Genomic DNA, 26650 nt, shown 5'->3' with positions numbered 1-26650 from the left:
CCTCCCTACATCATCCCGCCTGCCCCCAGCAGCGGGCCCAATATGGACAGAAGCAACGCCGGCAAGATGAGCGTGCCGGTGGGAATCAGCAGCTTGACCGGCGCGCGCTCAATCTCGCGCTCGACTGCAGCGCGATGGGCCGCGCGAATCTCGCGACTTTGAGCCGCCAGCGTCTCGGCAAGCGGGGCACCGAGGGCAAGCGCCTGCCCCGCTGTGATGGCAAAGGTCTCGAGCGCCCGCACATCCAGGTCGCGCGCGGCCGCCAGAAGCTCATCCTCTCGCGTCCCTACGCCCACACGCCATGCCATGCAGGCTCGCTCAAGGCGGAGCGCCAACGTCAATCGGCGATTGGCGCAAAAAACCTCAAGCGCCGCATCGAACGAAAGGCCGGCCGAAAGCCCCAGACGCACCACGTCGATCATCTCGGACACCTCGCCAAGCGACACCTGCGCCGTACCACCCGTGCCGAGCATGCCCCTCAACCGTGCTACCAGGACATCGGTCACCGATCGGGCAGCCGCAACAACCAGCAGCGCCTCGCGTTTGCAGACCTGGGCGATCTTGCATGCGTCCGCACGATTGAGCCCCGTCGCGACAAACACGCTGAGCGCGCACAGGCATGCCGCGACCCCGACCAGGGCGCTCATAGCTCCACCCGCATAATGCGTCGGATGACCACCAGGGCGACGGCGTTGAGGGCAAGTCCCAGTACCACGGCACCGGCACCCGCCGGCGTCGCAAGGCCGCGGCGAAAGTCGGCCGAAAGCAGCGCCAGCACCGCGCACATACCCGCCGGCATCGCCGAGACCATGTGTGCCGACATACGAGCCTGCGATGTCTTGACGTCCAAGCGGCGCTTGAGCTCAATGCGCTCCCCCACCATGCTCGACGCCTCGGACAACAGGTCGGCAAGCGGGGCACCGGTTCGCTGCGACACCTTAAGCGCCAAGGTGACAAGCGAAAGGCCGGGGGCATCGATACGGTCGAGTAGGTCATCCAACGCATCAGTCGCCGAGACGCCGCAGTCGATCGCCGCCGCCACGCGCAAAAACTCGGTATGCACCGGCTCTTGCGCGTGAGTTCCCACAAACCTCATGCCCTGGGCCAGCGAATGACCCGAGGCGAGCGACATAGAGAGCGCCGTAAAGGCCTCGGGCATGGCTTCTTCCACATCGTGTTGCTCGCGGCGACGGTCGAAGGTGTCGCGAGCGGCGCCTACGCCAAACGGCGCGAGCAACCCCAGGACAAAGCCGATGGGCGACAGCGATACGACAGTCAGGGCAATGCCGCAGACACCACTCGATAGCAGCAAGCATGCCAGGCGCGCCTCGTCATCCTCGATAACAAGGCCAACGCGATGTGCTGGAACCAGCGCCGCCCAAGAGCGGGCAATCTTTTTTAGCAGGTCGTTTTCTACCAACTCGCGCGGCAGCTTCTCGGCAACCAACTCAAGCGCATGGCTGACCAGCTCCGCCGGCGGCACGCGCGGCGCACGAGGCTCCGCCCCGCACGCCACCGCGGCAGAAAGTCCTGTCAAACCCCCTACGACGAGGGGCACAACGATCTCCACTCGTCCACCTCCTCTTGCGTGAGCGTTCCCGAGCGCAGGCCCTCTGCGATAAACGGAGGCTCGCGATCGAGCGTCCAGGCGCGCGTGGCGGCATCGAACGTCACGTAGCGCTCAAGCTCCACGCCGCCTGATGTGCCGCGTCGCACCCCCGAATAGGAGGACACGAAACGCCTGCCGTCCGCATGGCGCTCGGACATCACGATGCCGTCGAGCGCCATGGCAATCTGCTCCTCGATAAGCTCGCTCGGCAGGTCGATGCCATAGCGCGCAAGCAGCGTCAAACGCACCACGGTCTCCTGCTCGGTGCCCGCATGAAGCGTGGTGAGCGACCCATCGTGCCCGGTGTTCATGGCCTGCAGCATGTCGCAACATTCCGCACCGCGCACCTCACCCACCACGATGCGGTCGGGACGCATGCGCAGGGCGTTGGTCACCAGGTCGCGGATTGTCACCGCGCCCTCGCCCTCAATTGAAGCCTCACGCGCCTCCAGGCGAACCACATGCGGGTGATGCGCAAACTTGAGCTCGGCGGAGTCCTCGATCGTCACGATGCGCTCGCCGGTGGATATTTCGCACGATAGCGCGTTGAGCAATGTGGTCTTGCCCGACCCCGTGCCACCTGCAACCGCCAAATCCTGACGCAGCGATACCGCGCACGACAGCAGCTGTGCATACCAAAGCGGTAGCGACCCCAGGCCCACAAGCTCGTCCAACGAACAGATGCGGTCTGAAAACTTGCGGATGGTGAGGATCGGCCCATCGATCGCCACAGGCGGAATCACCGCGTTGACGCGATAGCCCGTCTTGAGGCGCGCGTTGACGATGGGGCTGCGCTCGTCGATGCGTCTGCCCAGTGGCGAGATGATGCGGTCGATGAGCACGCGGATCTGCTCGTCATCCTCAAACGCATGCTCGATGGGATATAAGACGCCGCCGCGCTCAAAGAAAGCCGATCGGCAGCCGTTGACCATGATCTCGGTGACGGTGTCGTCCTCGATGAGCGGCTGCAGCGGGCCCAGGCCCACCACGTCGTCCAGGATCTCATCGATGATGGTCTCGCGCTCGGGCGTCGCCAGGTCGGTCGCCTCCTCCACGTTGAGCGCCGCCTCCACCGCAGGACGCAATTCCGAGCGGGCGCGCGCCGGATCGATGTATGCGCTAATACGCGCCACCTCGTCATAGCCCATGCGATCCATCACGGCGCGCTTGGTGCGGCGCTTGACGGCACGGTGGCGCCCTGCGTCAACAGGCACTGTCGCCGCGGCCGCGCCGGCCGCCTTAATCCTTGTTTGCAAGCTCATCGCGAATCACCCTCGCGCGACCAGGGAAGACGGATGCGCGGGCGCTCGGTGCGTGTCGCACGGTCGGTGACCATGTCACTCCAGGGACCGACGGCGCAGCCCAACTCCACGAGCATCTTGCGCGTGGCTTCGCGCACGCTGGTGGCAAAAGCGCTGGTCTGGCCCACTGCCTCGTCAGCACGGCCGAACGCCATGAGCGCCGCCAAGTCCTGCCCGCCGTCGGCGATGCGGATCTTGGAACTCAACGCACAGGTAATCTCAAAGCGCATGGCGACATCCTCGTCGGCGCCGCGCGCGCCAAACCGGTTGAACACGGCGCTCATGCGCGTACGCGGCACGCCCACACGGCTCGCCAGCTCGATGACGCGCGCCGCGGACGTCGCAGACGACACCGATGGATCGCCCACGACCAGGCAGCGGTCGCTTGCCGCCACTGCGGCCGCCACGGCGTCGCCCCAAAAGACCGAGGTGTCGACAAGAACCACGTCGGATTCGCGACGCAAGACGTCGAGCAGCAGCTCCACCGGGCGCGCCATGAGCTCGGCCTGTTCGGGCGCGGCGACCGGGCCCCAAAGCGTGACGCCCGGAGCCACACGCATCGAGGCGGCCACGATGTCCGATTCGGCAAGTGCGCCCGCAGCCGATGGCTCGATAAGCGTCGCCATGTCATGCGGGGCATCGGCACCCAACAGGTCGTAGAGGTTTCCAAACATCAGGTCCAAATCGAGCACGGCAGCACGCAGGCCCAGCAGCGACGCCGCGTGCGCCATGGCGGCGACGATTGTCGACTTGCCGCAACCGCCCGAACCCGAGACGACGCAGACAACCGGGGCTCGATGCGACGGAGCGGCGGCATCCGCTGGCGACGCGGGGGCAGGCGACGCGGGCACGGACGGCAACGCCCCCGTCTCCCCGGCAGCGCTCATATGCTGCGCCCAAGCCGGTATGGCAGGTTGCTCGGTCTGCGGAACCGAGTCTGGAGACTTCACGGTCGCATCGACACGCACGCTGTCGCTCCCGGCAAGCCCCTCCACCTCGTCGAGTTCATCGACCAGGCTTACGCCATGCACGTATCCCATATCTACAGCTAAAAGATCCTCGCCATACGGCACCGGCTCTCCGACTTCATCGTATGCAAGGGGGTCCCGGGGACACCGACCATGCTCGGCTTCCGCTTTTCCACAATCATCAACACGCGGGCCTCTTGTAGCGCGAGGCGCCCCGGGTTCCCTATCAACAAAAGCATCGGGCTCAATCGTCAGACACCGGTCGTAATCAACCGTTCCCTCGCCCGCGCGCCCGTTGCCGCATATGCTGCGCGCAGCGATAACCTCGGTCGCCCCCGCGCGAAACAGCCTCTCGATATCCGAAGGATCGAGCGTCTCTATCAGTACGACCACGCGACTCACGCGGCCCTCGGCCGTCAGACGCGCAACGGTCTTTCGCACGTCTTCGGCATCGAACAGGGCTGCCGCGATAATCGCCGCCCCGCGGCGCGACGGAAACGCCCGCGCCATGGACACCAGCCCATCCAGGTCGCCCACGCGAAGCACCTGCGCGCCCGCATCGCGGCCCTCGACTTCCCGCTGCAGCAATCCGTAATCACCGCACGCGCAGCATGCAAGCCAGATCGCCTTCATCACTCGTCGCCTCCGCTCTTTTTGCCGCGCACCGTGGCGGGGATCGTCAAACTGACCGTCCCCTTACCCGAGGCCCCCAGCAATTCCTTAACGTCTTCGGGGTCGGCCGCCAGAGTCACCCATTCGATCTTGCCTTCGCGCGTGGCGCCGGCCACTTCGCTGGTATCGATCACGCGCGCGCCGCACAGCCGATCGGTCACGCCGTCCTTTTGCACGTACACGTCCACGTAGCTGCCCACGCCCGTGGCGCCCCCGACCGAATGCTCGGCATCGACCGCCACCGAAACGGCGACCTTGCCTTTGGGCACCTCGAGCGTGTGGCTTTCGGCCTTGGTGTAGACATCGCAAATCACGGCATTTTTAGGGATGCGCGAGGTCGTCACGTCACCGCGCACCTGGCGCAGCTCGGTCGCCGCATCGCGCGGCAGCAGGCTCACCAGCCATTCCTGGGTTATGACATTGGTCTCGTCGAGGGTCTCGCCCGCATCGATATCACGCGCCGCGACGCACACCTCGACGCGATCGCCGCCGTACTTGGCCAGTGTCTCGGCCTGGGCCTGCTCTGCCTGCGAGCGAATCGATGACGCGTAAACCATACAGAGCAGCGCGGCGAGCACGCCCGCGATCAGACTGATGGCGATGCGCTTGCTCTTGTTCACGGCCGCTCCTCTCAAGGTAGCACCGGGCGGATGCCCGTACCACCATTGTCCGAGCGAGCAAGCGGCAAAACAACGCGATCGCAATCTTGGTTTTGAGTGTCAAACCAATTGCCGACCAAAAGCTGACCGACCCGTCAAGCTCGTGGCAAGGTTTTTGTCAGCACGTCGGATAAATGCACGTTTAGGGGCGCATCGGCAATAAAAAAGCCGCCTCCCGCACCATTGGGAGACGGCTGTCATAGATAGATTCAATTACAGATGAACATCGGGATCGAGCATCTGAGCACTCACGCGCATGGATGACGCCAAGTTTTGGAACGTCTCCAAACGCAGGCTGTCGATCCGCCCGGCACCCTCGGCCTCGCGAACGGCACAGCCCGGTTCGTGAGTATGTGTGCAGTCGGCAAACCGGCACGCACGCGACGCCTCGACAATCTCGGGAAACGCGCGTGCCAAGCCCCGCTCATGCCCCACGAGCGGCAGACTGCGCAGGCCCGGCGCGTCAGCAATAACGCCGGCTTCGCCCGGCAGCGCCACCATCACGCGCGCGACCGTGGTGTGGCGACCCTGGTCATCGCGCTCACGTACGCCGCCGGTCGCCAACGTATCGTGACCCAGCAGCGCGTTAAGCAGCGTCGACTTGCCAGCACCCGATTCACCCAAGATCATGGCGCAGCTCCCGGCGGGCACGCAGGCGCGCACCTCGTCCAGGCCACGACCCTCGGCAGAGGACGTCACGATCACGCGCACGTCCGGACCCACCAAGCGGTGCACACGGTCCAGATCGCGCTCGAGCTCATCGGCGTCGCAGCGGTCGGCCTTGGTGAGTACCACCACCGGCTCGGCATCGCAGTCGAGTGCCAACACCAGCGAGCGCGCCACGCGGTCGAGCAGTACCTCGCCGGCGCCGAGCGCCTGCACGATCAGCACGCTATCCACGTTGGAGCAAAGCACCTGACGCTCGCCGCGAGCACGGCCGCGCCAACGCTCAAAGCTCGTACGGCGCGGCAGCACGCATTCAATCACGCCCATATCGTGCCCGGGAGCGCGGCGCACCGCCACACGATCGCCCACGGCAGGCAGCAGGACCTCGTCCCCACCGCGCGACTTGGCAAATCCCACGGCATGCTCGGCGCGGAAGGTATCGTCGGCAGTCGCCACCAGCGGAAACCCACGATCCAAGCGCACCACGGCGCCAAGCTGCATCTGCTCGGGCTCCTCGGCATGTGCGCAGAAATCATCAAAGGCAGCCTGCTGAGCTTCATCGACCGGCAGGTCATCAAACGCCGGAACATCCTGCAGCGCGTCAAGCCCCGGTACACTCGCCAGCAACTCCTCAGCAGATACAGGGGGTTCGGTCGCGAGCTTCCGACGACGATCACGCTTAGCCCGCGCCCCCGTCGTCTTTTTCTTCGCTTTAGCCTTAGCCTTGCCCACAAGCGCCTCCCAGCACCACAAATCACAACTGAGCAGGTATTTTCCCACAAAAAAGAGTCGGTCGAGCAAATGCTCGACCGACTCACACACTTTCCCTCAGCCAATGGTCCCGAGAGGTTATCCGAAGGCCCGCCCGCCGGGAGGGGTTTCTTCCGAGCGATCCCGCAGCGCGAAGCGCGAGGACCAGCGAGGAAGAAACCCCGCAGGCGGTCGGGCCGGTGGGAAGGAAGACCTTTCGACCTACTCCTTCTCGACCGCGCGCATGATCGCCTTGTAGATCTCCATCAGCGGGATGATCAGGAAGGCCAGGCCCAGGGCAGCGACAACGCCCTTGAGCTCAAGCGTCACGGGGCCAAAGAACATCTCGGCAAGCGTCGGCTGCACGGTCACGATCACCGTCAGCACCAGTGCCAGCGCGGCGGAAGCCCACAGCCACTTGTTCTGCTTCTTCATGGTGAACAGCGACGCACGACGGCTGCGCATATTGAAGCAGTGGAAAATCTCGACCATGTTGAGCGTGATGAACGCCATCATCACGCCTTCCTCGTCGGCATTGCCGGCGATCATATCGGCGATATGGATGTAGCCCATGTCAAAGTACACGCCCACAAAGAAGCTCGCCAGCACCAGCGCGGTGATGATTAGGCCCTGGACCACGCAGTCCAGACCCATATGTCCGGCAAAGACACCGTCCTTGGCGTTGCGCGGCTTGCGCTTCATGATGTCGCCCTCGGCATCCTCCATGCCCAGCGCGAGCGCGGGGAAGCAGTCGGTGACCAGGTTCACCCACAGCAGCTGCACCGGCTGGAAGATGGTAAAGCCGATGAGCGTGGCGATAAACACCGAGAACACCTCGGCAAGGTTGGCCGAAAGCAGGAACTGGATGACCTTGCGGATGTTGTCGTAGATGCGACGACCCTCTTCGCAGGCGCCGATGATGGTAGCGAAGTTGTCATCGGCAAGTACCATGTCGGCGACGTTCTTGGTGACGTCGGTACCGGTGATGCCCATACCAACGCCAATGTCGGCGCGCTTGATGGACGGGGCGTCGTTGACGCCATCGCCCGTCATGGCCACGATCTGGTCGCGCGACTTCCAAGCCTCGACGATGCGTGTCTTGTGCTCGGGCTGGACGCGGGCGTACACGCCGTAGTCCTCGATGTGCGCGTCGAGTTCCTCGTCGCTCATGCGATCGAGGTCGGCACCGGTGATGGCCTGGCTGCGATCGGCGACGATGCCCAGCTGCTTGGCGATGGCCACGGCGGTGTCGATGTGGTCGCCCGTGATCATGACGGTGCGGATACCGGCGTCGTGCGCCTCGTGGATGGCGTCGGCCACCTCGGGACGGACCGGGTCGATCATGCCGGACAGGCCGCAGAAGACCAGGTCATGCTCGAGCGCAGCGGGGCTGCAGTCGTCGGGAACCTCGGTGTAGGTGCGGCTTGCCAGCGCCAGTACGCGCAGGGCCTCGTCGGCCATGGCCTTGTTGGCCGCCACGAGCTCGGCGCGGCGCTCCTCGGTCAGGGGGACGACCTTATCGCCCTCGTAGATATGGGTGCATAGGCCGATCACCACGTCGGGCGCACCCTTGGTGTACTGCTCGTACTCGCCATCCAGGGTCTCGACGACCACGGACATCATCTTGCGGCCCGAGTCAAACGGGGCCTCGCCCACGCGCGGATGCTCGGCAGTCAGGCCAGTGAGGCCCGCCTTGCCGGCGTCGTTGACGAGCGCGCACTCAGTCGGCTCGCCCACGGCCTCGCCCAGCTCCTCGTCCCACTGAGCATCGGAGCACAGCGCCATGCCGGCCAGGAACTTCTCCTTGGGCGCAGCGAGCTCGTGCTTGACGACGGTCATCTTGTTCTGGGTAAGGGTACCGGTCTTGTCGGAGCAGATGGTCTGCGTGCAGCCAAGGGTCTCGACGGCAGAGAGCTTGCGGATAATCGCCTGGCGCTTGGCCATCTTGGTCACGCCGAGCGAAAGGACGATGGTCACGACGGCGACCAGGCCCTCGGGGATGGCGGCGACGGCAAGCGAGACGGCGACCATAAAGGTGTCGAGCAGGGCAGTCGGGTCGGTGAGGACGTTGCCCACGCCGTGACGGATGATGTCGACGCCAAAGATGACGACGCAGATGACGATAACCATAATGGTAAGGATGCGGCTGAGCTCGGCGAGCTTCACTTGCAGCGGCGTGAGCTCTTCCTTGGCCTCGGCCAGGGCGCCGGCAATCTTGCCCATCTCGGTATCCATGCCGGTGCCGACTACGACGGCGCGGCCACGGCCGTACACAACGGTGGAACCCATGTAGCACATGTTCTTGCGGTCGCCGAGCGGCACGTCATCGGTGCCCGCGGCAAGCTCGATCACGTTGGCGTGCTTCTCTACGGGCACGGACTCGCCGGTGAGTGCGGCCTCTTCGATCTTCATCGTGGCGCTCTCGAGGACGCGGCAGTCGGCCGGAACGGAGTCGCCCGCCTCGAGCATGATCACGTCACCGGGCACGAGCTCGGCGCTCGGCAGATGCACGAGCTTGCCGTCGCGCAGTACCTTGGACTGCGCCGCGCTCATCTCCTGCAGGGCCTCGAGGGCCTCCTCGCTCTTGGCTTCCTGGACCACGCCCAGCACCGAGTTGACGATAACGACGAACATGATAATGACGACATCGGCAAAGTCGGGCTCGCCCTTGACCATGCCCGTGAGCGCACTGATGACGGCGGCAACGATCAGCATGATGACCATGGGATCGACCATCTGCTCAAAGAAACGCTTCCACAGCGGCGTCTTCTCGGCTTCCTCGAGCTTGTTAGGGCCTGTCTTAGCGAGGCGCGACGACGCCTCGTCGTCGCTCAGGCCGAGGTTCTCATCGACACCCTGGTCGCTGAGCACCTCCGCCGCGGCGGACAGGTATTCCTTTTGCATATAGAGTCCCCTCCTGGGATTCGGGCCACTCAGCAGATTGATGCCCGATCATAATTCCCAGGAGAAGGGCAAGGGCTCATCAAGGCTGCCGTGCTGAGCGGCAGTTGATAGTGGAGCTATGGTACCCCAAAGCAACGCGTCTAGCCAAAACAATCCATTTGGAAATATGGTCCATAAGCAACGGTGCAGGCCGTGTGATGCTCAACATTGATAAAACGTTTTTTCTTCGGCGCATCATCAAACTGAAATATCGCCCAGATAGCAGCGGTTAGAACGGTTGGTAAAGTTTTTGCATATACCGTTTTTCCGCAAAAAATGAACTTCTAATTCGGCATACGGTCGATTTTTTGGGGTATTCGGTCGCCATTTCGTTATAATCAACTCAGTTTTATTTCTTATGGTTTATCTATCAGCGCAAGACGATGTCAGATGGAGGTCTGAATGTACAAGCGCACTAAGATTGTATGCACCATGGGTCCCGCCTGCGATAGCGACGAGACCATCCGCGAGATGATCAAGGCGGGCATGAACGTCGCCCGTTTTAACTTCTCGCACGGCTCCTACGACGAGCACCACGGTCGCATCGAGCGCGTCCGTCGTATTTCCAAGGAGCTCGGTATGCCCGTCGGCATCCTGCTCGACACCAAGGGCCCCGAGGTCCGCACCGGCCTTCTGGTCGATGGCAAGAAGGTTGCCGTCAAGACCGGCGACAAGATCGTCGTCACCGCTCAGCCCACGTCCGAGGATTTCCACGGCACCTCTGAGCACATCTCCCTCGACTACCTGGCTCTGCCCTCCGAGGTCGAGAAGGGCTCCCTCATCCTGATCGATGACGGCCTGGTTGCCCTCGAGGTCGAGTCCGTCGACGGCCAGGACATGACCTGCGTCGTCAAGAACGACGGCCTGATCGGCGAGCGCAAGGGCGTCAACATGCCCAACGTCAACATCTCGCTGCCCGCCATCACCGAGCGCGATCGTCAGGACATCCTCTTTGGCCTGACCGAGAACATCGACTACATCGCCGCTTCCTTCATCCGTGACGGCGAGTCCGTCCGCGGCATCCGCAAGCTTTGCCGCGAGAACGGTGGCGAGCACGTCACGATCTTCCCGAAGATCGAGTGCGCCCTGGGCGTCGAGAACTTCGACGAGATCCTCGAGGCTTCCGACGGCATCATGGTTGCCCGTGGCGACCTGGGCATCGAGATCAAGCCCGAGCTCGTTCCCCACATCCAGAAGGAGATCATCGCCAAGTGCAACGCGGCCTACAAGCCCGTTATCACCGCTACGCAGATGCTCGACTCCATGCAGCAGAACCCGCGCCCGACGCGCGCCGAGGTTGCCGACGTTGCTAACGCCATCTACGACGGCACCGACGCCGTTATGCTCTCTGGCGAGTCCGCTGCCGGTAAGTACCCGGTCGAGGCCGTTAAGATGCAGGCCAGCATTGCTCTCGAGACCGAAAAGTACCTCCCGGCTCACGCTCCGCTCGAGGTTCCGGCTGATGCCCACGGCACCCGTGTTGTCAACAACGTTGTGGGTATGTCCGCTGTGAACATGGCTACCACCGTTGGCGCCAAGTGCATCACCGTGCCGACGACCACCGGCCGCACCGCTCGCCTGATCTCGCACTTCCGTCCCAACATGCCGATCTGCGCGTTCTCCCGCCACGAGTGGGCCGTCCAGCAGATGATCATGTACTGGGGCGTTATCCCGCACCAGGCCGAGATTACCCAGGGCACCGTCAACGGCACGATCGTCAAGGCGATTGAGACTGCTAAGGAGCTCGGCTACGTCGAGGCCGGAGACCTGACCGTCGCTACCGCCGGCGATTCCCGCATGAGCGTCCAGCTCGAGGACAAGGTCTCCTCGACCAACGTTGCTTACGTCGCTCAGGTGCGCTAAAACGCACTTGCAAGCACACTTGCATTGCAAAGGGCCCGGAAGGCATTGCCTTCCGGGCCCTTTTTCTGTGCCAATGCCGGCGCACGGCAAAACACGCACTCATTTCTTTACCAAAAGCGCGAAATCCACCCTTCGAGGCCCAAAAATAAAGTCGCAAGCGCTAAAAGTGTTCGCCCGGTGGCAAACCCACACCTTAACCGACACTGCTAAATCGTTTTAGCAAGAGTCAGATCGACCTGGTTTTCGGAAGTGCGGGGAAAAATTGCTTACCTCCGAGTACAAGCCCTTTTATTTCAACAAAACCCCTGATAAAGTTGGCTCAAATACCGCTTGTGGTTTGCCTGTTTGTCTTTTTCCCCGCACTTCCGAAACCGATAGCTTTTCTAGCCCAAACTACGCTCAAACGATCGGATCGCCATGTCATTTCTTGCCTGCGGACCCACGGCTTTTCAGTACTATCGCATCCCGCCCCAGATACTGGGACTCTATCCGGCAATCCTGCCGCCCGACCATGACCATCGCTTGGTACACTACTCAAAACAACCAGTATTTAAAGACTTGCTCGGCACACCAGTTTGGAGATTCGTGGGCGAAAGAAAACAGCGCGCGAACGGAAAGCTATTTCATAGCCGTCTGCTAACCCAAGAGCCGCCTCCTGGGTCGTTTAGGCAGACTGAGCATGGGTTTGATGTCACTTCACCGGAGTTCACGCTGCTCAGCCTTGCCACGCAGGTCTCACGCAGCCAGTTACTCATGGCTTGCTACGAGATGTGCGGCTCCTTTGCAGTGTTTAAGCCCTGCGAGCGAACGCAACAACAACTCGATGAAGCTATTTCGCTTAAGCTCATTCCGCCCAGCTGCGGCTGGGAGCGAGCTAACGACACCAAGGGCAATGACACCAACTTGTGGAAGCGCACGCCGCTTCTTACCGCAGCGGATATCGCCGCGTTCGCCAAGCAGGCCGCAGGCCTGCGCGGCGTTAAGCAGCTCCGCTGGGCCGCCGAACGCATGACAGGACAGACCGCCTCGCCCTTTGAAGTCCAGACGTCAATTCTCATCTCGCTCCCCCGCGATGAGGGCGGTCTGGGCATCGACATCACCAATAACGCGCGCATCCCGCTCAGCGAAGCCGCGCGTTCGCTGTATGACAAAACCTGCTGCTACGCCGATATCCTCATCGAAAGCGCCACCGACAGCATGGGCGTCATCCTTGAATGCCAAGGCCGCTCCGCCCACGACAGCGAAGCCGCGAGCCTCTCCGATGCCGAGCGCGCCACCGCACTCACAAGCATGGGCTACGACGTCATCCAAATTACCTATGACCAGATCAAGGAGAAGAAGAGCTTCAACCACATAGCCGAGCTCATCCATAAAAAGGCTGGGCTTCCCTACACCCCAAAGACTAAACAGGAGCGCACTGCCGAAGATGCCCTGCGGCAAGAGCTACTTGTCGATTGGGTTGAGCTATTCACTGCCGGGCCGGCCAGCTAGCCGCTAGCAATCAGGGGCAGCGCAGACACATCGGGCGATTCGACACGGGCGGCAAAACCCGCCTCGGTTAGCTCGACGACCTCGGTAAACGTTGCATCGAAAAACTCCTCGGTTAGCAAGCGATACGGCGGATGATCGGGCTCGCCGGGGTTTTCGCGTACAATCTCGTGCATAACGCCGATGGTCTTGAGCACATACTCCTTATGGATGGGATACTGACCAAAACGCGTCGCCGCAGTATAGAGGCGATCGGTCGCGCGCGGAATCGAAACAATGCTGAGCGTCTTGCCAAACCAGTCAAAGTCGCCTTGCTTTTTAATGCGGAATTCCTCGCACGGCTTGCCGCCGTGCGCCTCCAGGTACTGGTTCACGCGGGTATTCCACACAGTATCGGCCACAAGGTGAGACCAAACGCCCAGCGTCAGATCGAGCAGCGACTGCGCCACGTCATCGGGCGCGAGCGAAAACTCATAGGCGCCGGGACCGGCAACCGGCTCGGCGTCCTTGTAACGTTGGGGATAATGCACCCGATTGAGTCGCTCGCGTTCCTCGACAATCGAGGTGGCCTCAGCAGGTTCGCCCGCGGGTGCGCCTTTAAGCAGCGGCGCCACATAGGTATCCCAGAACTCATGCTCACGAGGCTTAGGGATAGGCTCGGGCTTTGCAAAGTGCGTAATGCGATACGGAATGGGATCAGCGATGCCAGGGACCATATAGCCCACGAAGATATCCGGAACCACGCAGCCAAACAAAAAGGCATTGCGGTCGCGCACGCTATTGGCAAGCGCACCGGTGCGCTCCAGCAAACGCTCCGTCTGAGCGATATGAATGTTCCAGCTTGGCATAGCCACCCCCATAAAAACCTGGATAACTATACCATCACGGCAAAGCCGCGCGGGCGGCTACGCACGCTCTACGCAGCAACTATTCCGCAGCGCCGCTCTCGGTTCCATACGACGACACCGGCGCCTCAACCACATGGTGATATCGATCAATATAGATGGCGCGGGCACCCAGGCGCCGCACCAAATCCTGATGGTGTGTGCTCATCAAGACCGTCTTGCCAGCAGCAACATAGGCCAGTAGAAAGTTGACCACGATGTCGCACGAGTCCTCGTCAAGTCCGTTGGTGGGCTCGTCGAGCACCAGGATATCCGGGTTCATCGACACCACCGCAGCCAGCGCAACGCGCTTCTTTTGCCCGCCCGAGAGCTGATAGGGAGAGACGTCGGCAAGATCGGCAACCTGGAACAGCTCCATGGCATCGCGGACGCGGCGCTCGAGCTCGTCTGCCGGCAGCCCCATTTGAGCCGGGCCAAACGCGACTTCCTCGCCGACCGTGGCACAAAAGAGCTGCGCATCGGCGTTTTGGAACACAAAGCCCACGCGCTGATGGAACCGCTGGGCCGTCGCGGAATCCTTGAGATATGCCGCATCGACCGCATGCCCGTCGAACAGGTACGCACCCGCGTCCGCAAGCTCAAGGCCGTTGATAAGACGCATAATCGTCGTCTTGCCGCAGCCGTTGGGACCGAGCAGAGCAACGAGCTCCCCACGGTTCACCTGCAATGAAACACCGTCAACCACCGTATGACCCGCATAGGAAAACACCACGTCGCGAAACTCGATGAGCGGCGTGACCTCGGCGCCGGCAGCACCGCTCGCACCCATCGCGTTATTCGTATCGTTTGCCAAAACGTCGCCCTTCCCTATTTGCATCCCCAGCCGAAACCAGCAGTGCCTACAGCACGGCGCACAACACTGCCAGCAGCGCCACGCCGGCCGCATAGACCGCATCGCGCCAGCCAAACCCGGCGCGCGCGGGAGCCGGATACGCACCGGCAAAGCCACGGCAGAGCATGGCCTCGTCCATCGCGCGGCTGCATTCCATCGCCTTGATAAAGGTCATGCCCATGATACCCGCGATCGAATCGGTACGCGAAAATCCCTCAGGCGCACGGCCAACGCTGCGCAGCATGACCGATTCGCACAGACTGTGCGCCGTGCGACCCAGTACCTCGATGTGCTTGAGCGCCATATCAAACGTAAAGATAACTTCGTCGGGTAGATGCAGCATCTTGAGCGCCGCCGACATGCGACTCCACGTGAGGGTCCACGAAACGCCCAGCACCAGCGACACATTAATAAACGTCTTGAGCGCGATCTTGAGCATGGTGCCCGTGGCAGACGCGCCCAGCAGCAGGGCAGGCAGTGTCAGAGCCGCCGCAAGCCCCGTGGCGCCGAGCGCCGGTACAAAGGTCGCGCGCAGCCCGCGTGCAGGGCGCACCGCGACCAACACCAACGCGATTGCCGCCATCAACATCAGGTACAGCGGGCTTTGCGTCAGACACACGCACAGGACGCAAACGAACATCCCCACCAGACGCACCGGAGCCGAAACGCAAGAAAGGGCGCGGTCGACCATCGACCCGCCCTCGTGCGCACCTCCACCCAGGCGAACCCGCTCAAGCAGGCTCGCCAGGTGCAGGACATTCTTTTGCATCACACGATGCCGAAACCCCGCGGGCTCGTATCGCTCCTCGGCCGCAAGCCAGCTAGGCAGCTCGGCTATTGCCATGAGCACCGCTTTCCTTGACCGTCAGCGAAATCAGGCGGAATGCGATGGTGAGCACCGCCACGCCAATCACACCGGAAAGGATATACATGGCAGCCTGGCCGGCAAAGCCAAGGCCCTGTTCCTCGGAATAGGCCTGCAGGTAATCACCCGTGGGCAGCGCGTCGGCAAAGGTCGGGGTATCGAGGCCGACCGAAGCCTGCAGGCTGTCGTCGCCAGCCTCCTGAACGGCAGTCGCGGCGCCCTCGGCGTCCCACTCGCCCCAGGCGTCTCCGGTGGCCAGCAGGCCCAGCGGCGTGGCCACCACGAGCACGGCGACCAGAATGAGCGTGGGAATCAGGGAAGTCTTCTTGGCGGTACCATCGGCGGCAAGCTGGCCATCGACGGCCTCGGGCCCGACGATAATGCTCGGCGCCGTCTTCTTAATGAAACCGTAGATCGCAGCCGTCGCCACGCCCTCGACCACGCCGGCAACCAGCATATGCGGGATCAACATGGCAGGAATAGCCACGGACAGCGGGAAGGGGCAGTACAGCGGAGCGCCCGAAGCATTCGTGAAGAGCATCGGCTGAATACCGAACTCGATTGCCGCGCACAGGGCCGCCAGGCACAGGCCGACCCAGCCGCTTACGATGGCAGAAACCGAGGTGCCCCAGCTCTTGTCGTGCAGACGGCTGTTGAGCGCACGAAACACGATAGCAGCGACAAACGGCAGCACAAAGGCCATGTTAAAGCAGTTGGCGCCAAACGACAGAACGCCGCCGTCGCCAAATAGCAGCGCCTGCAGCGCTAGCGCGACCGAGACGGCAATGGCAGCGGCCTCGGGGCCAAGCAGCAGCGCGATGAGCGCGCCGCCAACGGCGTGACCCGTGGTACCGCCGGGCAGCGGCACGTTGAACATCATGAGCAAGAAGGAGAATGCGGCGCAGATGCCCAGGAACGCCATATGCTCGCGATCGAGCGTGGCGCGCACCTTTTTGATGCAGTGAACCCAAACGGGCACCATCGCCACCGCCATGACGGCATCGGTCTGCGGGGACAGGTAGTTGTCTGGAATGTGCATATACGCCTCCCGGTTATCGGCGCGCGGAATTGCAACGCCGCTAAAATCACCTTGTCAGTGTTACGTAATGTCAGATTCGTAACACGCCGCGGGCTATCATAGCAAAACGGCGCACTGCCGACAAAGCAGCACGCCGTTATGTAATGCGCGTGTCATATATGCAGGCTCAGCAGCGCCTTATATCGAGCATAGCAGTCACGTAGGACTCGGCGGCAGCCACCGCTGGCCTATACCCAGCGCAAATCCTAGCCGCGGACCTCGCCGTTTACGCCCTTGCACACCTTGGTGACGATCTTCTGGTGTGCCTTCTCGACTTCTTCGCTGGTGAGCGTGTGGTCGTCGGAGCGATACGTAAGCGCAAAGGCCATGGACTTCTTGCCCGCTCCGATGCGGATGGGATCGCGGTAGACGTCGAACAGGCGCACGCCCTCGAGCAGCTTGCCACCGGCGCTGGTAATGCGGCGCTCAAGATCCTCGCAGGTCACGGAGTTATCGACCACGATAGCCAGGTCGTGCTCAACAGCCGGATACTGCGAGAACTCGCGGTAGTTCTCCTGGTTGCGAGCGCCCTTGATCAGCTTGTCCAGATCGAGCTCAAAGGCAACAACGACCTCATCGATGCCCATCGCCTCGCGCGCCTCGGGGTGAATCTCGCCGACCCAGCCCAGCACGGTGCCGCCGGACAGGACCTCGGCGGCGCGACCCGGCTGCAGGAAGGCATAGCCCTCGCCCTCGACAGGACGGAAGCGAACCTTCTCAATGCGCAGCTGGGCGAGCAGCTCCTCGACGATGCCCTTGCCAAAGAAGAAACGCAGCTTACGGTACTTCATGGTCCAAGACTGCTCGCTCCACTGGCCCGAGAGCACACCCGCCACGGACTTGGTCTCCTTGGGCAGGCTGGCGTTCTCGCGGCCGTGGAACAGGCTGCCGACCTCGTACAGGTGCACGTTGGGCGTGCCGTGGGCCTCGTTATAGGCCACAGACTGCAGCAGGCCCGGCAGCAGCGAGCGGCGCATCTCGGTCTGCTCGGCCACCAGCGGGTTCATGAGCACCACGGGGCAGCCGCGGCCCTCGGTGGACATGCCGATCTTCTCCAGGTCGCCCGGGGCGGCAAAGCCAAAGGTCGTGGTCTCGTTGAGGCCACAGGCGCGCAGGATCTCGCCGACCTTGCGGGTAAGCTTCTGCTCGCGCGTCAGACCGCCGATGTGGTTCTTGGCAGCCGGGATGGTCGCCGTCACACGGCCCATGCCCCACAGGCGCAGGACCTCCTCGATCAGGTCAATCTCGCGCGGCAGGTCGGGACGGAAGCTCGGCGGGGTGACCATAAAGTCCTCGCCGTCGCGCTCGACGGTGCAGCCCAGGCGGGTGAGTGAGCGCTCGATAAAGTCGGGCTCGATGTCGGCGCCGCAGATGGCGTGCACGCGGGCCAAGCGCAGCTTGATGCTATCGATGGTCTTGGGCGCGGGGAACACGTCGACATAGCCGGGAGCGACCTCGCCGCCGGCGATCTGTTCGATGAGAGCGCAGGTAACGTTGGCGACGTCCACGCAGCCGGTCTCGTCAACCTGGCGCTCAAAGCGAATGGAGGCGTCGGAGATCAGCGACAGGTCGCGGCTGGTGTGCGAGGTGCGACCGGCGTTGAAGCAGGCGCTCTCGACCATCACATCGACGGTGTCGTCCTCGATCTCGGAATCCATACCGCCCATAACACCGGCCAGCGCCACGGGGCGCTCGCCGTCGGTGATGAGGCCCATGCCGGCGTCGAGCACGCGCTCCTCGCCGTCGAGCGTCGTGAACTTCTCATCCTGCTGGGCGGCGCGAACCACCACGCGACGCCTGCCCTCGCGCTCGGCAAAGGTGTCCAGGTCAAAGGCGTGCAGCGGCTGACCGGTGAGCATCATCACGTAGTTGGTGATGTCGACGATGTTGTTGTGCGGACGCACGCCCAGGGCGTTGAGGCGCTTGACCATCCAGTCGGGCGAGGGGCCGACCTTCACGTTGCGCACGATGCGGGCGACATAGCGGTCGCACAGGCCCTCGTCGGCAATCTCGACCGAAAGCTCGTCGTCGGTCGCGCGGCCGGTCTCGGCCTTGATGGCGGGCAGCTCAACGTGGAAATCGCGATCGAAAATGGCGCCGGTCTCGCGGGCCATGCCGATCATGGACAGGCAGTCGGGACGGTTGGGCGTGATCTCGCAGTCGAGCACGGTGTCGCTCGAGCCCACATACTCGGCAAACGGCATGCCGCAGGGCGTGTCCTCGGGCAGGATCATGATGCCGGAGTGGTCGCCGCCCAGGCCGAGCTCGCGCGCAGAGCAGTTCATGCCCATGGACACGACGCCGCGAAGCTTGCTCTTCTTGATCTTGACGTCGCCGGGGAGCACAGCGCCGATCATGGCCGTGACGATGTGGTCGCCGGCCTCGAAGTTCTGCGCGCCGCAGACGATCTGCAGCGGAGCGGGGTTGCCGTCGGCGTCGAGGTTCTTGTCGCCCACGTCGACCGAGCACACATACATATGGTCGCTATCGGGGTGCGGGGTCTTGGTGAGCACCTTGGCGGTCACCACGTGGTCGAAGGACTCGCCCACGGTGTCGATCGCCTCGACCTCGGTGCCGGTACGGATATATTCGTCCGAAAGGGTCTTGGGATCCTCCGGAATATCGATCATGGTCTTGAGCCAGTCGTAAGAAACGCGCATGTAGCTCTCCTAGTTCTTAATCTCCGCAAAGGGAGGAAATATCAAATGAAGACGTTCACCTTAGGGTTGTCCAGGTGCCCCAGGTTGGCGTGAAAGAGGAGCGATGCGTACTAAAGGTACGCGAGCGACGGTTTGAACGCCAAGATGGGGTGCCTGGGCAAGCCTAAAACTGGTTCAGGAAGCGCATATCGCCAGTCATCAGGGTTCGCAGGTCCGGCAGGTCGTAGCGCAGGGCCGCGACGCGCTCGGCGCCAATGCCAAAGGCGAAGCCGGTGTACTTCTCGGGGTCGATGCCGCAGTTGATCAGGACGTTGGGGTCGACCATGCCGCAGCCCAGGATCTCGATCCAGCCGCTATGCTTGCAGAAGTTGCAGCCCTTGCCGCCGCACACGTGGCAGCTCACGTCCACCTCGCAGGAAGGCTCGGTGAAGGGGAAGAAGTGCGGGCGGTAGCGCGTCTTGCGGTCCTCGCCAAACATGCACTTAACAAAGTAGTCGAGCGTGCCCTTAAGATCGCCAAAGGTGATGCCCTCGTCGACGACCAGGCCCTCGATCTGGTTGAACTGCGGCAGGTGGCAGGCGTCGGCCGTGTCGGGACGGTAGACGGTGCCCGGGCAGATCATGTAGATGGGCGGCTTTTGCGACTCCATAGTGTGGATCTGCACGCCCGAAGTCTGGGTGCGCAGCAGTACGTCGGACTCGCCATGGGCGTGAGCCTCGGGGTGTGCGACGCTGCCAGGGTTGTTGTCGACCACGTAGAAGGTATCGCGGGCCGAGCGGCTCGGGTGATCCATGGGGGCGTTGAGCGCAGTGAAGTTGTAGTAGGAAGTATCGACCATGGGGCCGGACTCGACGGTGTAGCCGATGCCGCAGAAGATGTCCTCGGCCTCCTCGATGATCTGCTTGATCAGGTGCTGGTGACCGATCTGCGGACGGATGCCCGGCAGCGTGATGTCGACGGCCTCGTGCTCGAGAGCGTGCTTGAGGGCGGCGGCCTTCATCTCGGTGGTGCGCTCGTCGAGCATGCCCTCGATCAGTTGGCGCATCTCGTTGGCACGCTTGCCCATCATGGGACGATCCTCGGGGGCGAGCTTGCCCATCATACGCATCAGGCCAGTGATGCGGCCCTTGCGGCCGAGCAGCTCAACGCGCGCGGCCTCGAGCTTTGCGGCGTCATCGGCGCCTGCGACGAGCTCCTTGGCCTCTTCCTCGAGTTTGACCAGATCATCAATCAGACTCATGTCTTCCCTTTCGTCTCTCGCGCTCCCCGCTTGCCGAGGCGGCTGCCGCCGTCTGACGTTGCGAAAACGCGGCCCGGTTCGGTAACAAAAAACCGTCCTCGGGCATGTGTATTGCCCAAGGACGGTTGAATTCCGCGGTACCACCTTGTTTGACCCGGCGGATGTCTGGCCCGCCGCGCCCACTCTTTGCCCCTTGTCGCGAGGCTCACGGCTTCCCTACTGGGGACATCGCCGCCGCTGGCCGCGTGCCCGTTGAGGTCGCTGCTCGGGAGTGAACGCTTGGCCCTTGCCACCGCAGGAAGGCTTGCAGCCCATGACCTTCCCTCTCTTGCCGGCGACGCGACGGGCAAAACCCTCTCCGTCAACGCATTTGGCTATAGGATAACACATTCTGCGAGCATATCGCCGCGTTCCGTTTTGTTCGCACTGGGTACAAGTCGGGTAGCTGTGCAAACTGGCCGTGCGCCCACCCGTGGTGCACGGCTCGCGAGATCAAGGATATGGTATGGGAAAGAAACTCGATAAGAAGGCCAAAGCCGCCGTGGCCAAGGCCTCTAAGAACGCCAAGGCGGGCAAGGGCATCAAGAAGCTCCGCAAGCTCGAAGGCAAACTGTGGACCCGCGAGTACCTGCTCAAAATTGCCGAGTTCGATGGCGCGACGATTGCCCCCGCCAACGGCGCCGCGGCCCGCGCCGATGCTATGGGCACCCTTGCCGGCGAGCATCACAAGCTCCTGACCAGCAAAAAGTCCGTTGAGCTCGTGCGCTCTCTCGCGCGTGAGACGGTCGCCGACGGAAAAATCGACGACCCGCAGCTGCTCGACGAAATTCGCGTGCTCGGCCGCGACCAGCGCGAGGCGAGCGCCATTCCCACCGAAGAAGCCGAAGCCTGGACCAGGCTTACCTGCGAGGCCGATGCCGTGTGGCACAAAGCCAAAGCAGCCAATGACTGGGCGAGCTTTGAACCCTATGTGGACAAGATCGTCTGCCAGCTCAAGCATCAGGCCGAGCTCATGGACCCCAAGCGCGACCCATACGATGTTTGGCTCGACCAGTACGAGCGCGGCCTTTCCGCCAAGAGCTTCGACGCGTTTTGCGACGAAGTCAAGGCCACGGTCGTGCCACTCGTGCACGCCATCGGCGAGCGCGGCCAGCAGCCCGCTGCCGACTTTCTGCATGCCCACGTGCCCGAGGCCGCCCAGCGCGCCATGAGCTTCGACCTGATGAAGCTCGTCGGCCTGGACCTGGACGACACCACGCTTGCCTTTACCGAGCATCCGTTTAGCGAGGGCTTCTCGGTGGGCGACGCGCGCATCGCGACGCACATCTATGAGGACGACTGCATCTCCAACGTCTACAGCATCATCCACGAGGCCGGTCACACCATGTACGAGCTGGGCGTGAACCCCGCCTATGCGCGCACGTGTCTGGAGGGCGGCACCTCCATGGGCATCCACGAGAGCCAGAGCCGCTTTTTCGAGAACACCGTTGGTCGCAGTCGCGCCTTTATGGGACCGCTGCTCGAGGTACTGCGCCGTCACGCGCCCGAGGTTTACGGCAGCGTGGACGAAGACACGCTCTACCGCGCCGTGAACATCGCGCAGCCGTCGCTGATCCGTACCGAGGCCGACGAGCTCACCTACCCGCTGCACGTTATGGTGCGCTACGAGATCGAGCGTATGCTGTTTGCCGGCGAGGCCACAGCCAAGGACATTCCCGCGCTTTGGAATCGCTTTATGGACGAGTACCTGGGCATTCCCGTTCCCGACGACACGCGCGGCTGCCTGCAGGATACGCACTGGAGCGGCGGCTCGTTTGGCTACTTCCCCACGTATGCGCTGGGCAGCGCCTACGATGCCATGTTTGTGCCGGCCATGTGCCGCGACGGCGTCGACCTCACCGGCGCCTGCGCGAGCGGCGATTTGGGACCCGTCCGCGCCTGGCTCGGCGAGCACATTTGGCAGTGGGGCCGCGCCAAGGACGCGCCGGAGCTCATCAAGGGCGCGTGCGGCATGGCGTTCGATGCCCGCTACTACTGCAGCTACCTGCAGGACAAGTTCACCACGCTGTACGAGCTGTAAGGATTGACCAGCACGCCATCGCCATCGCCAACCATGTTGACGCCGATGTTTTGGCAACGTCAGCGAAAACGGCCTCAAGCGAGCAAGGTGACGTGAAATGAAAGGGCGCTGACCTTCTGGTCGCGCCCTTGAAATTGAACGTCAGATTGCCGCTTGGGGCCGTTTGCAGCGTCGAGCAGTTACGCGGTTTGGTAAAACCGCGTAACTATAAAGCTTCCAGCGCGTTGGCGATGCGCTTCATAGCGGCGTCGGCGGCCGATTGGTCCGGAGCCTCAGCCAAAACGCGAATCACCGACTCGGTTCCGCTCTTGCGCACCAGTACGCGGCCCTCGCCCGCCAGCGACGCCTCGGCCTCGGCAATGGCGGCCTGGACGCCCATGTTGCCCAGCGCGGCGTCCTTATCCGCCACGCGCACGGCGACCTGAGCCTGCGGCAGCAGCTTGCACGGAGCCGTGAGCTGCGAGAGTGTCTCGCGCTCAGCGCGAATCACTTCCATCACGCGCAGCGAGGTCATAATGCCGTCGCCCGTGCGCTCGATATCGCCAAAGATCGTGTGGCCCGTCTGCTCGCCGCCCAGGCTGTAGCCGCCCTCGCGCATCTTGGCATACACATGACGGTCGCCCACGCCGCTGGTCACGGCACTCAGACCGGCAAGCTCCAGCGACTTGACCAGGCCAAAGTTGCTGGCGATCGTCGGCACCACGGTACCGCCCGAGAGGCGCCCGTGCTTGTTCAGGTACACGCCGCACACGTACAGGATCTGGTCGCCGTCGACCACGCGACCGCGCTCGTCCACGGCCAGGCAGCGGTCGGCATCGCCGTCGTAGGCAAAGCCCACGTCCAGGCCCTGCTCCACCACGTGGCGCTGCAGGCGCTCCATATGCGCGGAGCCGCAGTCGACGTTGATGTTAAAGCCATCGGGCGCGGCGTTAATCACGCGTACGTCGGCACCCAGCGCGTCGAACACCGGCTTGGCCACCGAGGATGCCGAGCCGTTGGCACAGTCGAGACCGATCTTGACGCCCTGCAGCGAAAAGTTCGCACTTGCAATGAGCGAGGCAATATAGCGGTTGCGACCCTGCATGTAGTCCACCGTGGCACCGATGTGGTTGCCCGTGGCCAGCGGCACTTCGCTCTTGCCATCGATGTAATCCTCGATGAGCTCCAGCACGTCCTCGTCCATCTTATAGCCGTCGCTGTTGACGAGCTTAATGCCGTTATCGCAAAACGGGTTGTGGCTCGCACTGATCATGATGCCGCAATCGAAGCAGCCCTCCACGGTCTGATGCGCCACGCCCGGCGTCGGGATCACGTGCAGCATGTAGGCGTCCGCGCCGCTCGCGACCAAGCCGCTCACCAGCGCCGCCTCGAACATATAGCTCGAGCGACGCGTGTCCTTGCCCACGATCACGCGCGCCTTGGTCCCGCGGTTGGCGCCGTAATACCAGCCCACAAAGCGGCCGATCTTATAAGCGTGCTCTACCGTCAGCCCAACGTTGGCCTCGCCGCGAAAGCCATCGGTGCCAAAGTACTTCATACGCTCTCCTTACAAAATAGGGGCGAACAGATTGCCTGTCCGCCCCAAAATGGTACTCGATTATCTGCGCTACCAGAAAAACCCTATGCCGACGCGCTGTCGCGAGCCGCCTGGCATGTAGGAGTCTGACGCAGCGTAAGCGGCTTGTCCCCCGCCTCGGCCGACGTGGTCAGCGTATACGTGATCGTCGTCGTCTCACCAGCATGCAGGTCAACGGTGCCCGAATAGAAGGGGATTCCATGCCACGTAGCGGCGCCAAGACCAAACTGGGTGCCCTCAACCGTAAGGTCACTGATGTTGCCGCCCGTCGGGGCAAACACTGAGACATTCAGGCGTTCGTCGTCACGCGCGGCACCGGGTGCGCTCGCCGCAACGTAGTCGGGCAGCTTGCCAGCCTCCCCCTGCGTCATGATGTTCGTCAGGGTAACGGTGATGCGATAGGAGCACGTGCCGTCGCCGTTCTTCACGCCCTGGCCAATCTGCGTGTCGGCGTTCAGATACCAGTCGAGCTTGGAGAAGCTCAGGTTGTTAAAGTAAACGCCGGCAACGGGTTCGGCACTCGGATCATCCGGATCGGGCAGCGAAGCGTCAATGCCTGTCTCCTTGATGGCATTCTGCTCATCATCGTTTCTCATCCAAGCAATCAGACGGCCCTCTTCGGCACCGCGCTCGAATGCACCGACAAGCTTCGTAACGTCGACGTCACCGATGCCACCGAGAATCTTGTCGAAGGCGGCGCTGGCAACAGATGCAAAGATGCCGTCCGATTCTTCGACCGGATAGTTCCAATACACATCGTGCATGAGAACCTTCGCCGCGTTGGTACCGTCGACGACCGTACCATCGGGCAGCGAGACATTACCGACAAGGCCCAGCAGGTACTGCAAGAACACCGGATCGATGCCAACGACGCCATCAACGTCCTGCCCATACTGGGACTCCCACAGCGCGGCAACACGCTGCGAGTTGCGGGGCCAATCGGGCGAATACGCGTTGCCAGAGTTGTACAGGTTGCTGTGGTCACCAAACAGTGCCTCGTCCTCTTCGTCGACGCTCTCAACCGCCTCGTCTTTGCTGAGCGCAATACATGGAACAAAGTCACCGATCGACATCTGGCCATCGGTGACTGAAATCAAACCTTGCGAACCACCAAAACCGCCGCAAGCACGAATCTCGACGTTGTTCATGGCATACACAAGATAGTTGCGCGTCTGGCCGTTGGCGCCGAGCATCTGGGGCAGAACGGGGGCGACTTTCTCCGCCGCATCGACTGCACCGTCCAGGGTGGCAAAACCGTCCTTTGCCTTATTGACCAGCTCGGTCACCTGGGCGATATGCGTATCGCCAATACCCTGAATCTTTTCATTGGCGCTCTTGAACGCCTTCGAGCTATCGGAGAGCGAATCGGCGACCGCCTGCAGCGCGGACACGTTGATTGTCCCGTCCTGGAACAGCTTGCCGGGCGTTGCCTGAGCGAGATTATCGGCCATGGGGACCAGCGCGCCGCTCGAAACATCGGACAGAGCATCGACCATGGTGCGGGCGGCATTAATATCGCTGCCATACACCGGAATGAACGAGGCCATCGTCCACACCGGGCTCGAGGTCTCCTTCTTCATGCTGCTGCAGAGCCCGTCGATCTTTTTCGCATCGTCGGGCAGGGTCGAAAAATCGCCCGACGTGACCTTGTCCTTAAGGCCGCCGACGATCTCAACAGTTTCCTTTGCCTGGCTCTTCACGGTTTTTGCCGAGCTAAGCAGCATGAAGCCACTCACGCCAAACGCGACAAGAACCACCGCGACGATGGCAGCGACAACAGCCGAAACGCGGCGGTTCTTGCGCTCGCCCTTGCGATGGCGATGGCGAACCAGGCCGTTCGAGGTCGGACTCGTCGAGGAATCACCGCCGTAGTTCAAGCCAAAATCGTAATAATCTTCTTTAGAGCCCGAGCCCTTAAACTCGGCACCGTCGTCATTGAGACGGGCAAACGTGCCGGTTTCGGAAGCGCCCGTATAGATAGTGCCTAGGTTACCCGTAAGCCCTGCGTCTCCAGCAGAAGAAGCACTATTGGCGGAATTGGCGGGGTTGATGGGGCCGGCGTTGTGGGCGCGATGAGCGTTGTTAGTGGGGCCAGTGGGGCCGGCGACATTTGCATCGCCCGTTGGCGCCGGACGGACCCCGGCCGACGAAGCCGCAGAGCCCGCCCCGCCCGGAAATGCCTGCCTGCCTACGCGACCAGCCTGTTTTGCCTTTTGAGACTGTTCGTACAGAGCGGTAAACATCGCCGTTTCGCCCGGAGACGTACGGTTGCCAGCACCGTTTTGGCTGGATCCACTCGGTACGCCAGCGTTTCCAGTCCCATTTGAACGCGGCGGAACTGCAGAGCGCTCGCCGTCGCCGTTCTTAAAGTGGTTACCAGCCATAGAGGAGTCCTCGCAATACTAAAAGTCAATAACGCTATTAGTTTATGACATATTTGGCATCGTCAGTTAAACTCCAGATGCAGGCACCAATTCGCGGAATTGTGGTGCAAC

At 62.5% G+C, this 26650-nt stretch carries 18 protein-coding genes; 3 read left to right on the top strand and 15 right to left on the bottom strand.

The features are described from left to right. Window positions 1-5: 5 nt before the first annotated feature. The 7 genes from ACGHEN_RS01675 to ACGHEN_RS01645 all read right to left on the bottom strand — a co-directional run bounded on the left by ACGHEN_RS01675 (window position 6) and on the right by ACGHEN_RS01645 (window position 9529). On the bottom strand, window positions 6-647 hold the full coding sequence (locus ACGHEN_RS01675) for a type II secretion system F family protein (protein ID WP_390396873.1): 642 nt from the start codon (window positions 645-647) through the stop codon (window positions 6-8). Further along, window positions 644-1570: a type II secretion system F family protein gene (locus ACGHEN_RS01670; RefSeq protein ID WP_390396870.1), complete on the bottom strand. Its 927-nt coding sequence runs from the start codon at window positions 1568-1570 to the stop codon at window positions 644-646. Before ACGHEN_RS01670 ends, ACGHEN_RS01675 begins: the two co-directional genes overlap by 4 nt. Then, a complete protein-coding gene (locus tag ACGHEN_RS01665; RefSeq protein WP_390396867.1) occupies window positions 1543-2871 on the bottom strand; it encodes a CpaF family protein in 1329 nt (442 codons plus the stop codon). The genes ACGHEN_RS01670 and ACGHEN_RS01665 overlap by 28 nt, the downstream gene beginning before the upstream one ends. Beyond that, on the bottom strand, window positions 2868-4511 hold the full coding sequence (locus tag ACGHEN_RS01660; protein ID WP_349124675.1) for a P-loop NTPase: 1644 nt from the start codon (window positions 4509-4511) through the stop codon (window positions 2868-2870). The genes ACGHEN_RS01665 and ACGHEN_RS01660 overlap by 4 nt, the downstream gene beginning before the upstream one ends. After that, complete coding sequence (gene cpaB / locus ACGHEN_RS01655; RefSeq protein WP_349124676.1) at window positions 4511-5170, bottom strand: Flp pilus assembly protein CpaB; 660 nt, start codon at window positions 5168-5170, stop codon at window positions 4511-4513. The genes ACGHEN_RS01660 and cpaB overlap by 1 nt, the downstream gene beginning before the upstream one ends. A 252-nt stretch (window positions 5171-5422) precedes the next feature. Next, on the bottom strand, window positions 5423-6376 hold the full coding sequence (gene rsgA, locus ACGHEN_RS01650; RefSeq protein WP_390399351.1) for a ribosome small subunit-dependent GTPase A: 954 nt from the start codon (window positions 6374-6376) through the stop codon (window positions 5423-5425). Window positions 6377-6847: 471 nt separating this feature from the next. Next, window positions 6848-9529, bottom strand: a complete 2682-nt coding sequence (locus tag ACGHEN_RS01645) for a cation-translocating P-type ATPase (protein WP_390396863.1) — start codon at window positions 9527-9529, stop codon at window positions 6848-6850. A 441-nt stretch (window positions 9530-9970) separates the two neighbouring features. On the opposite strand from ACGHEN_RS01645, the gene pyk reads away from it, so the two are divergent. After that, window positions 9971-11431, top strand: a complete 1461-nt coding sequence (pyk, locus tag ACGHEN_RS01640) for a pyruvate kinase (protein ID WP_390396860.1) — start codon at window positions 9971-9973, stop codon at window positions 11429-11431. 753 nt (window positions 11432-12184) lie between these two features. Next, on the top strand, window positions 12185-12922 hold the full coding sequence (locus ACGHEN_RS01635) for a hypothetical protein (RefSeq protein WP_390396857.1): 738 nt from the start codon (window positions 12185-12187) through the stop codon (window positions 12920-12922). Here the strand turns inward: ACGHEN_RS01635 and ACGHEN_RS01630 are convergent. From ACGHEN_RS01630 to pheS, 6 genes are all read right to left on the bottom strand, one after another. After that, window positions 12919-13767 (bottom strand): hypothetical protein, encoded by an 849-nt coding sequence (locus ACGHEN_RS01630; RefSeq protein ID WP_390396854.1) that lies wholly within the window; start codon window positions 13765-13767, stop codon window positions 12919-12921. The genes ACGHEN_RS01635 and ACGHEN_RS01630 overlap by 4 nt on opposite strands. Before the next feature lie 79 nt (window positions 13768-13846). Beyond that, complete coding sequence (locus tag ACGHEN_RS01625) at window positions 13847-14617, bottom strand: energy-coupling factor ABC transporter ATP-binding protein (RefSeq protein WP_390396851.1); 771 nt, start codon at window positions 14615-14617, stop codon at window positions 13847-13849. Between the two features lie 46 nt (window positions 14618-14663). Next, complete coding sequence (locus tag ACGHEN_RS01620) at window positions 14664-15500, bottom strand: energy-coupling factor transporter transmembrane component T family protein (RefSeq protein ID WP_390396848.1); 837 nt, start codon at window positions 15498-15500, stop codon at window positions 14664-14666. Then, complete coding sequence (cbiM, locus tag ACGHEN_RS01615; RefSeq protein WP_390396846.1) at window positions 15478-16560, bottom strand: cobalt transporter CbiM; 1083 nt, start codon at window positions 16558-16560, stop codon at window positions 15478-15480. The genes ACGHEN_RS01620 and cbiM overlap by 23 nt, the downstream gene beginning before the upstream one ends. Before the next feature lie 245 nt (window positions 16561-16805). After that, on the bottom strand, window positions 16806-19259 hold the full coding sequence (gene pheT / locus ACGHEN_RS01610; protein ID WP_390396843.1) for a phenylalanine--tRNA ligase subunit beta: 2454 nt from the start codon (window positions 19257-19259) through the stop codon (window positions 16806-16808). Window positions 19260-19422: 163 nt separating this feature from the next. Next, window positions 19423-20499, bottom strand: coding sequence for a phenylalanine--tRNA ligase subunit alpha (gene pheS / locus ACGHEN_RS01605; RefSeq protein ID WP_035136801.1), 1077 nt, complete (start codon window positions 20497-20499; stop codon window positions 19423-19425). 505 nt (window positions 20500-21004) lie between these two features. Here pheS and ACGHEN_RS01600 point away from each other — a divergent pair. Further along, the gene (locus ACGHEN_RS01600; protein ID WP_390396841.1) at window positions 21005-22579 is read left to right on the top strand and encodes a carboxypeptidase M32; all 1575 of its coding nucleotides are present in this window, start codon (window positions 21005-21007) and stop codon (window positions 22577-22579) included. A 205-nt stretch (window positions 22580-22784) separates the two neighbouring features. On the opposite strand, the gene glmM is transcribed toward ACGHEN_RS01600, so the two are convergent. Both glmM and ACGHEN_RS01590 read right to left on the bottom strand, forming a co-directional pair. Further along, a complete protein-coding gene (glmM, locus tag ACGHEN_RS01595; RefSeq protein WP_390396839.1) occupies window positions 22785-24116 on the bottom strand; it encodes a phosphoglucosamine mutase in 1332 nt (443 codons plus the stop codon). An 83-nt stretch (window positions 24117-24199) separates the two neighbouring features. After that, on the bottom strand, window positions 24200-26539 hold the full coding sequence (locus ACGHEN_RS01590; RefSeq protein WP_390396837.1) for a DUF4012 domain-containing protein: 2340 nt from the start codon (window positions 26537-26539) through the stop codon (window positions 24200-24202). Between the last annotated feature and the right edge of the window lie 111 nt (window positions 26540-26650).

This window comes from Collinsella sp. i06-0019-1H4, from assembly GCF_042849575.1.
GTDB lineage: Bacteria > Actinomycetota > Coriobacteriia > Coriobacteriales > Coriobacteriaceae > Collinsella.
The sequence above is the reverse complement of the archived record's forward strand: the minus strand, read 5'-3'. Positions and strand labels throughout refer to the sequence as shown.

What these genes read in the sequence shown, in the direction of transcription:
- ACGHEN_RS01630 (WP_390396854.1), bottom strand. Translation starts at nt 13,767, where the DNA reads ATGCCAAGCTGGAACATTCATATCGCTCAGACGGAGCGTTTGCTGGAG.
- rsgA (WP_390399351.1), bottom strand. Translation starts at nt 6,376, where the DNA reads ATGCAGCTTGGCGCCGTGGTGCGCTTGGATCGTGGGTTTCCGCTGGTG.
- glmM (WP_390396839.1), bottom strand. Translation starts at nt 24,116, where the DNA reads ATGAAGTACTTTGGCACCGATGGCTTTCGCGGCGAGGCCAACGTTGGG.
- ACGHEN_RS01635 (WP_390396857.1), top strand. Translation starts at nt 12,185, where the DNA reads ATGGCTTGCTACGAGATGTGCGGCTCCTTTGCAGTGTTTAAGCCCTGC.
- cbiM (WP_390396846.1), bottom strand. Translation starts at nt 16,560, where the DNA reads ATGCACATTCCAGACAACTACCTGTCCCCGCAGACCGATGCCGTCATG.
- pheS (WP_035136801.1), bottom strand. Translation starts at nt 20,499, where the DNA reads ATGAGTCTGATTGATGATCTGGTCAAACTCGAGGAAGAGGCCAAGGAG.
- ACGHEN_RS01590 (WP_390396837.1), bottom strand. Translation starts at nt 26,539, where the DNA reads ATGGCTGGTAACCACTTTAAGAACGGCGACGGCGAGCGCTCTGCAGTT.
- pheT (WP_390396843.1), bottom strand. Translation starts at nt 19,259, where the DNA reads ATGCGCGTTTCTTACGACTGGCTCAAGACCATGATCGATATTCCGGAG.
- ACGHEN_RS01645 (WP_390396863.1), bottom strand. Translation starts at nt 9,529, where the DNA reads ATGCAAAAGGAATACCTGTCCGCCGCGGCGGAGGTGCTCAGCGACCAG.
- pyk (WP_390396860.1), top strand. Translation starts at nt 9,971, where the DNA reads ATGTACAAGCGCACTAAGATTGTATGCACCATGGGTCCCGCCTGCGAT.
- ACGHEN_RS01620 (WP_390396848.1), bottom strand. Translation starts at nt 15,500, where the DNA reads ATGGCAATAGCCGAGCTGCCTAGCTGGCTTGCGGCCGAGGAGCGATAC.
- ACGHEN_RS01675 (WP_390396873.1), bottom strand. Translation starts at nt 647, where the DNA reads ATGAGCGCCCTGGTCGGGGTCGCGGCATGCCTGTGCGCGCTCAGCGTG.
- ACGHEN_RS01660 (WP_349124675.1), bottom strand. Translation starts at nt 4,511, where the DNA reads ATGAAGGCGATCTGGCTTGCATGCTGCGCGTGCGGTGATTACGGATTG.
- ACGHEN_RS01600 (WP_390396841.1), top strand. Translation starts at nt 21,005, where the DNA reads ATGGGAAAGAAACTCGATAAGAAGGCCAAAGCCGCCGTGGCCAAGGCC.
- ACGHEN_RS01665 (WP_390396867.1), bottom strand. Translation starts at nt 2,871, where the DNA reads ATGAGCTTGCAAACAAGGATTAAGGCGGCCGGCGCGGCCGCGGCGACA.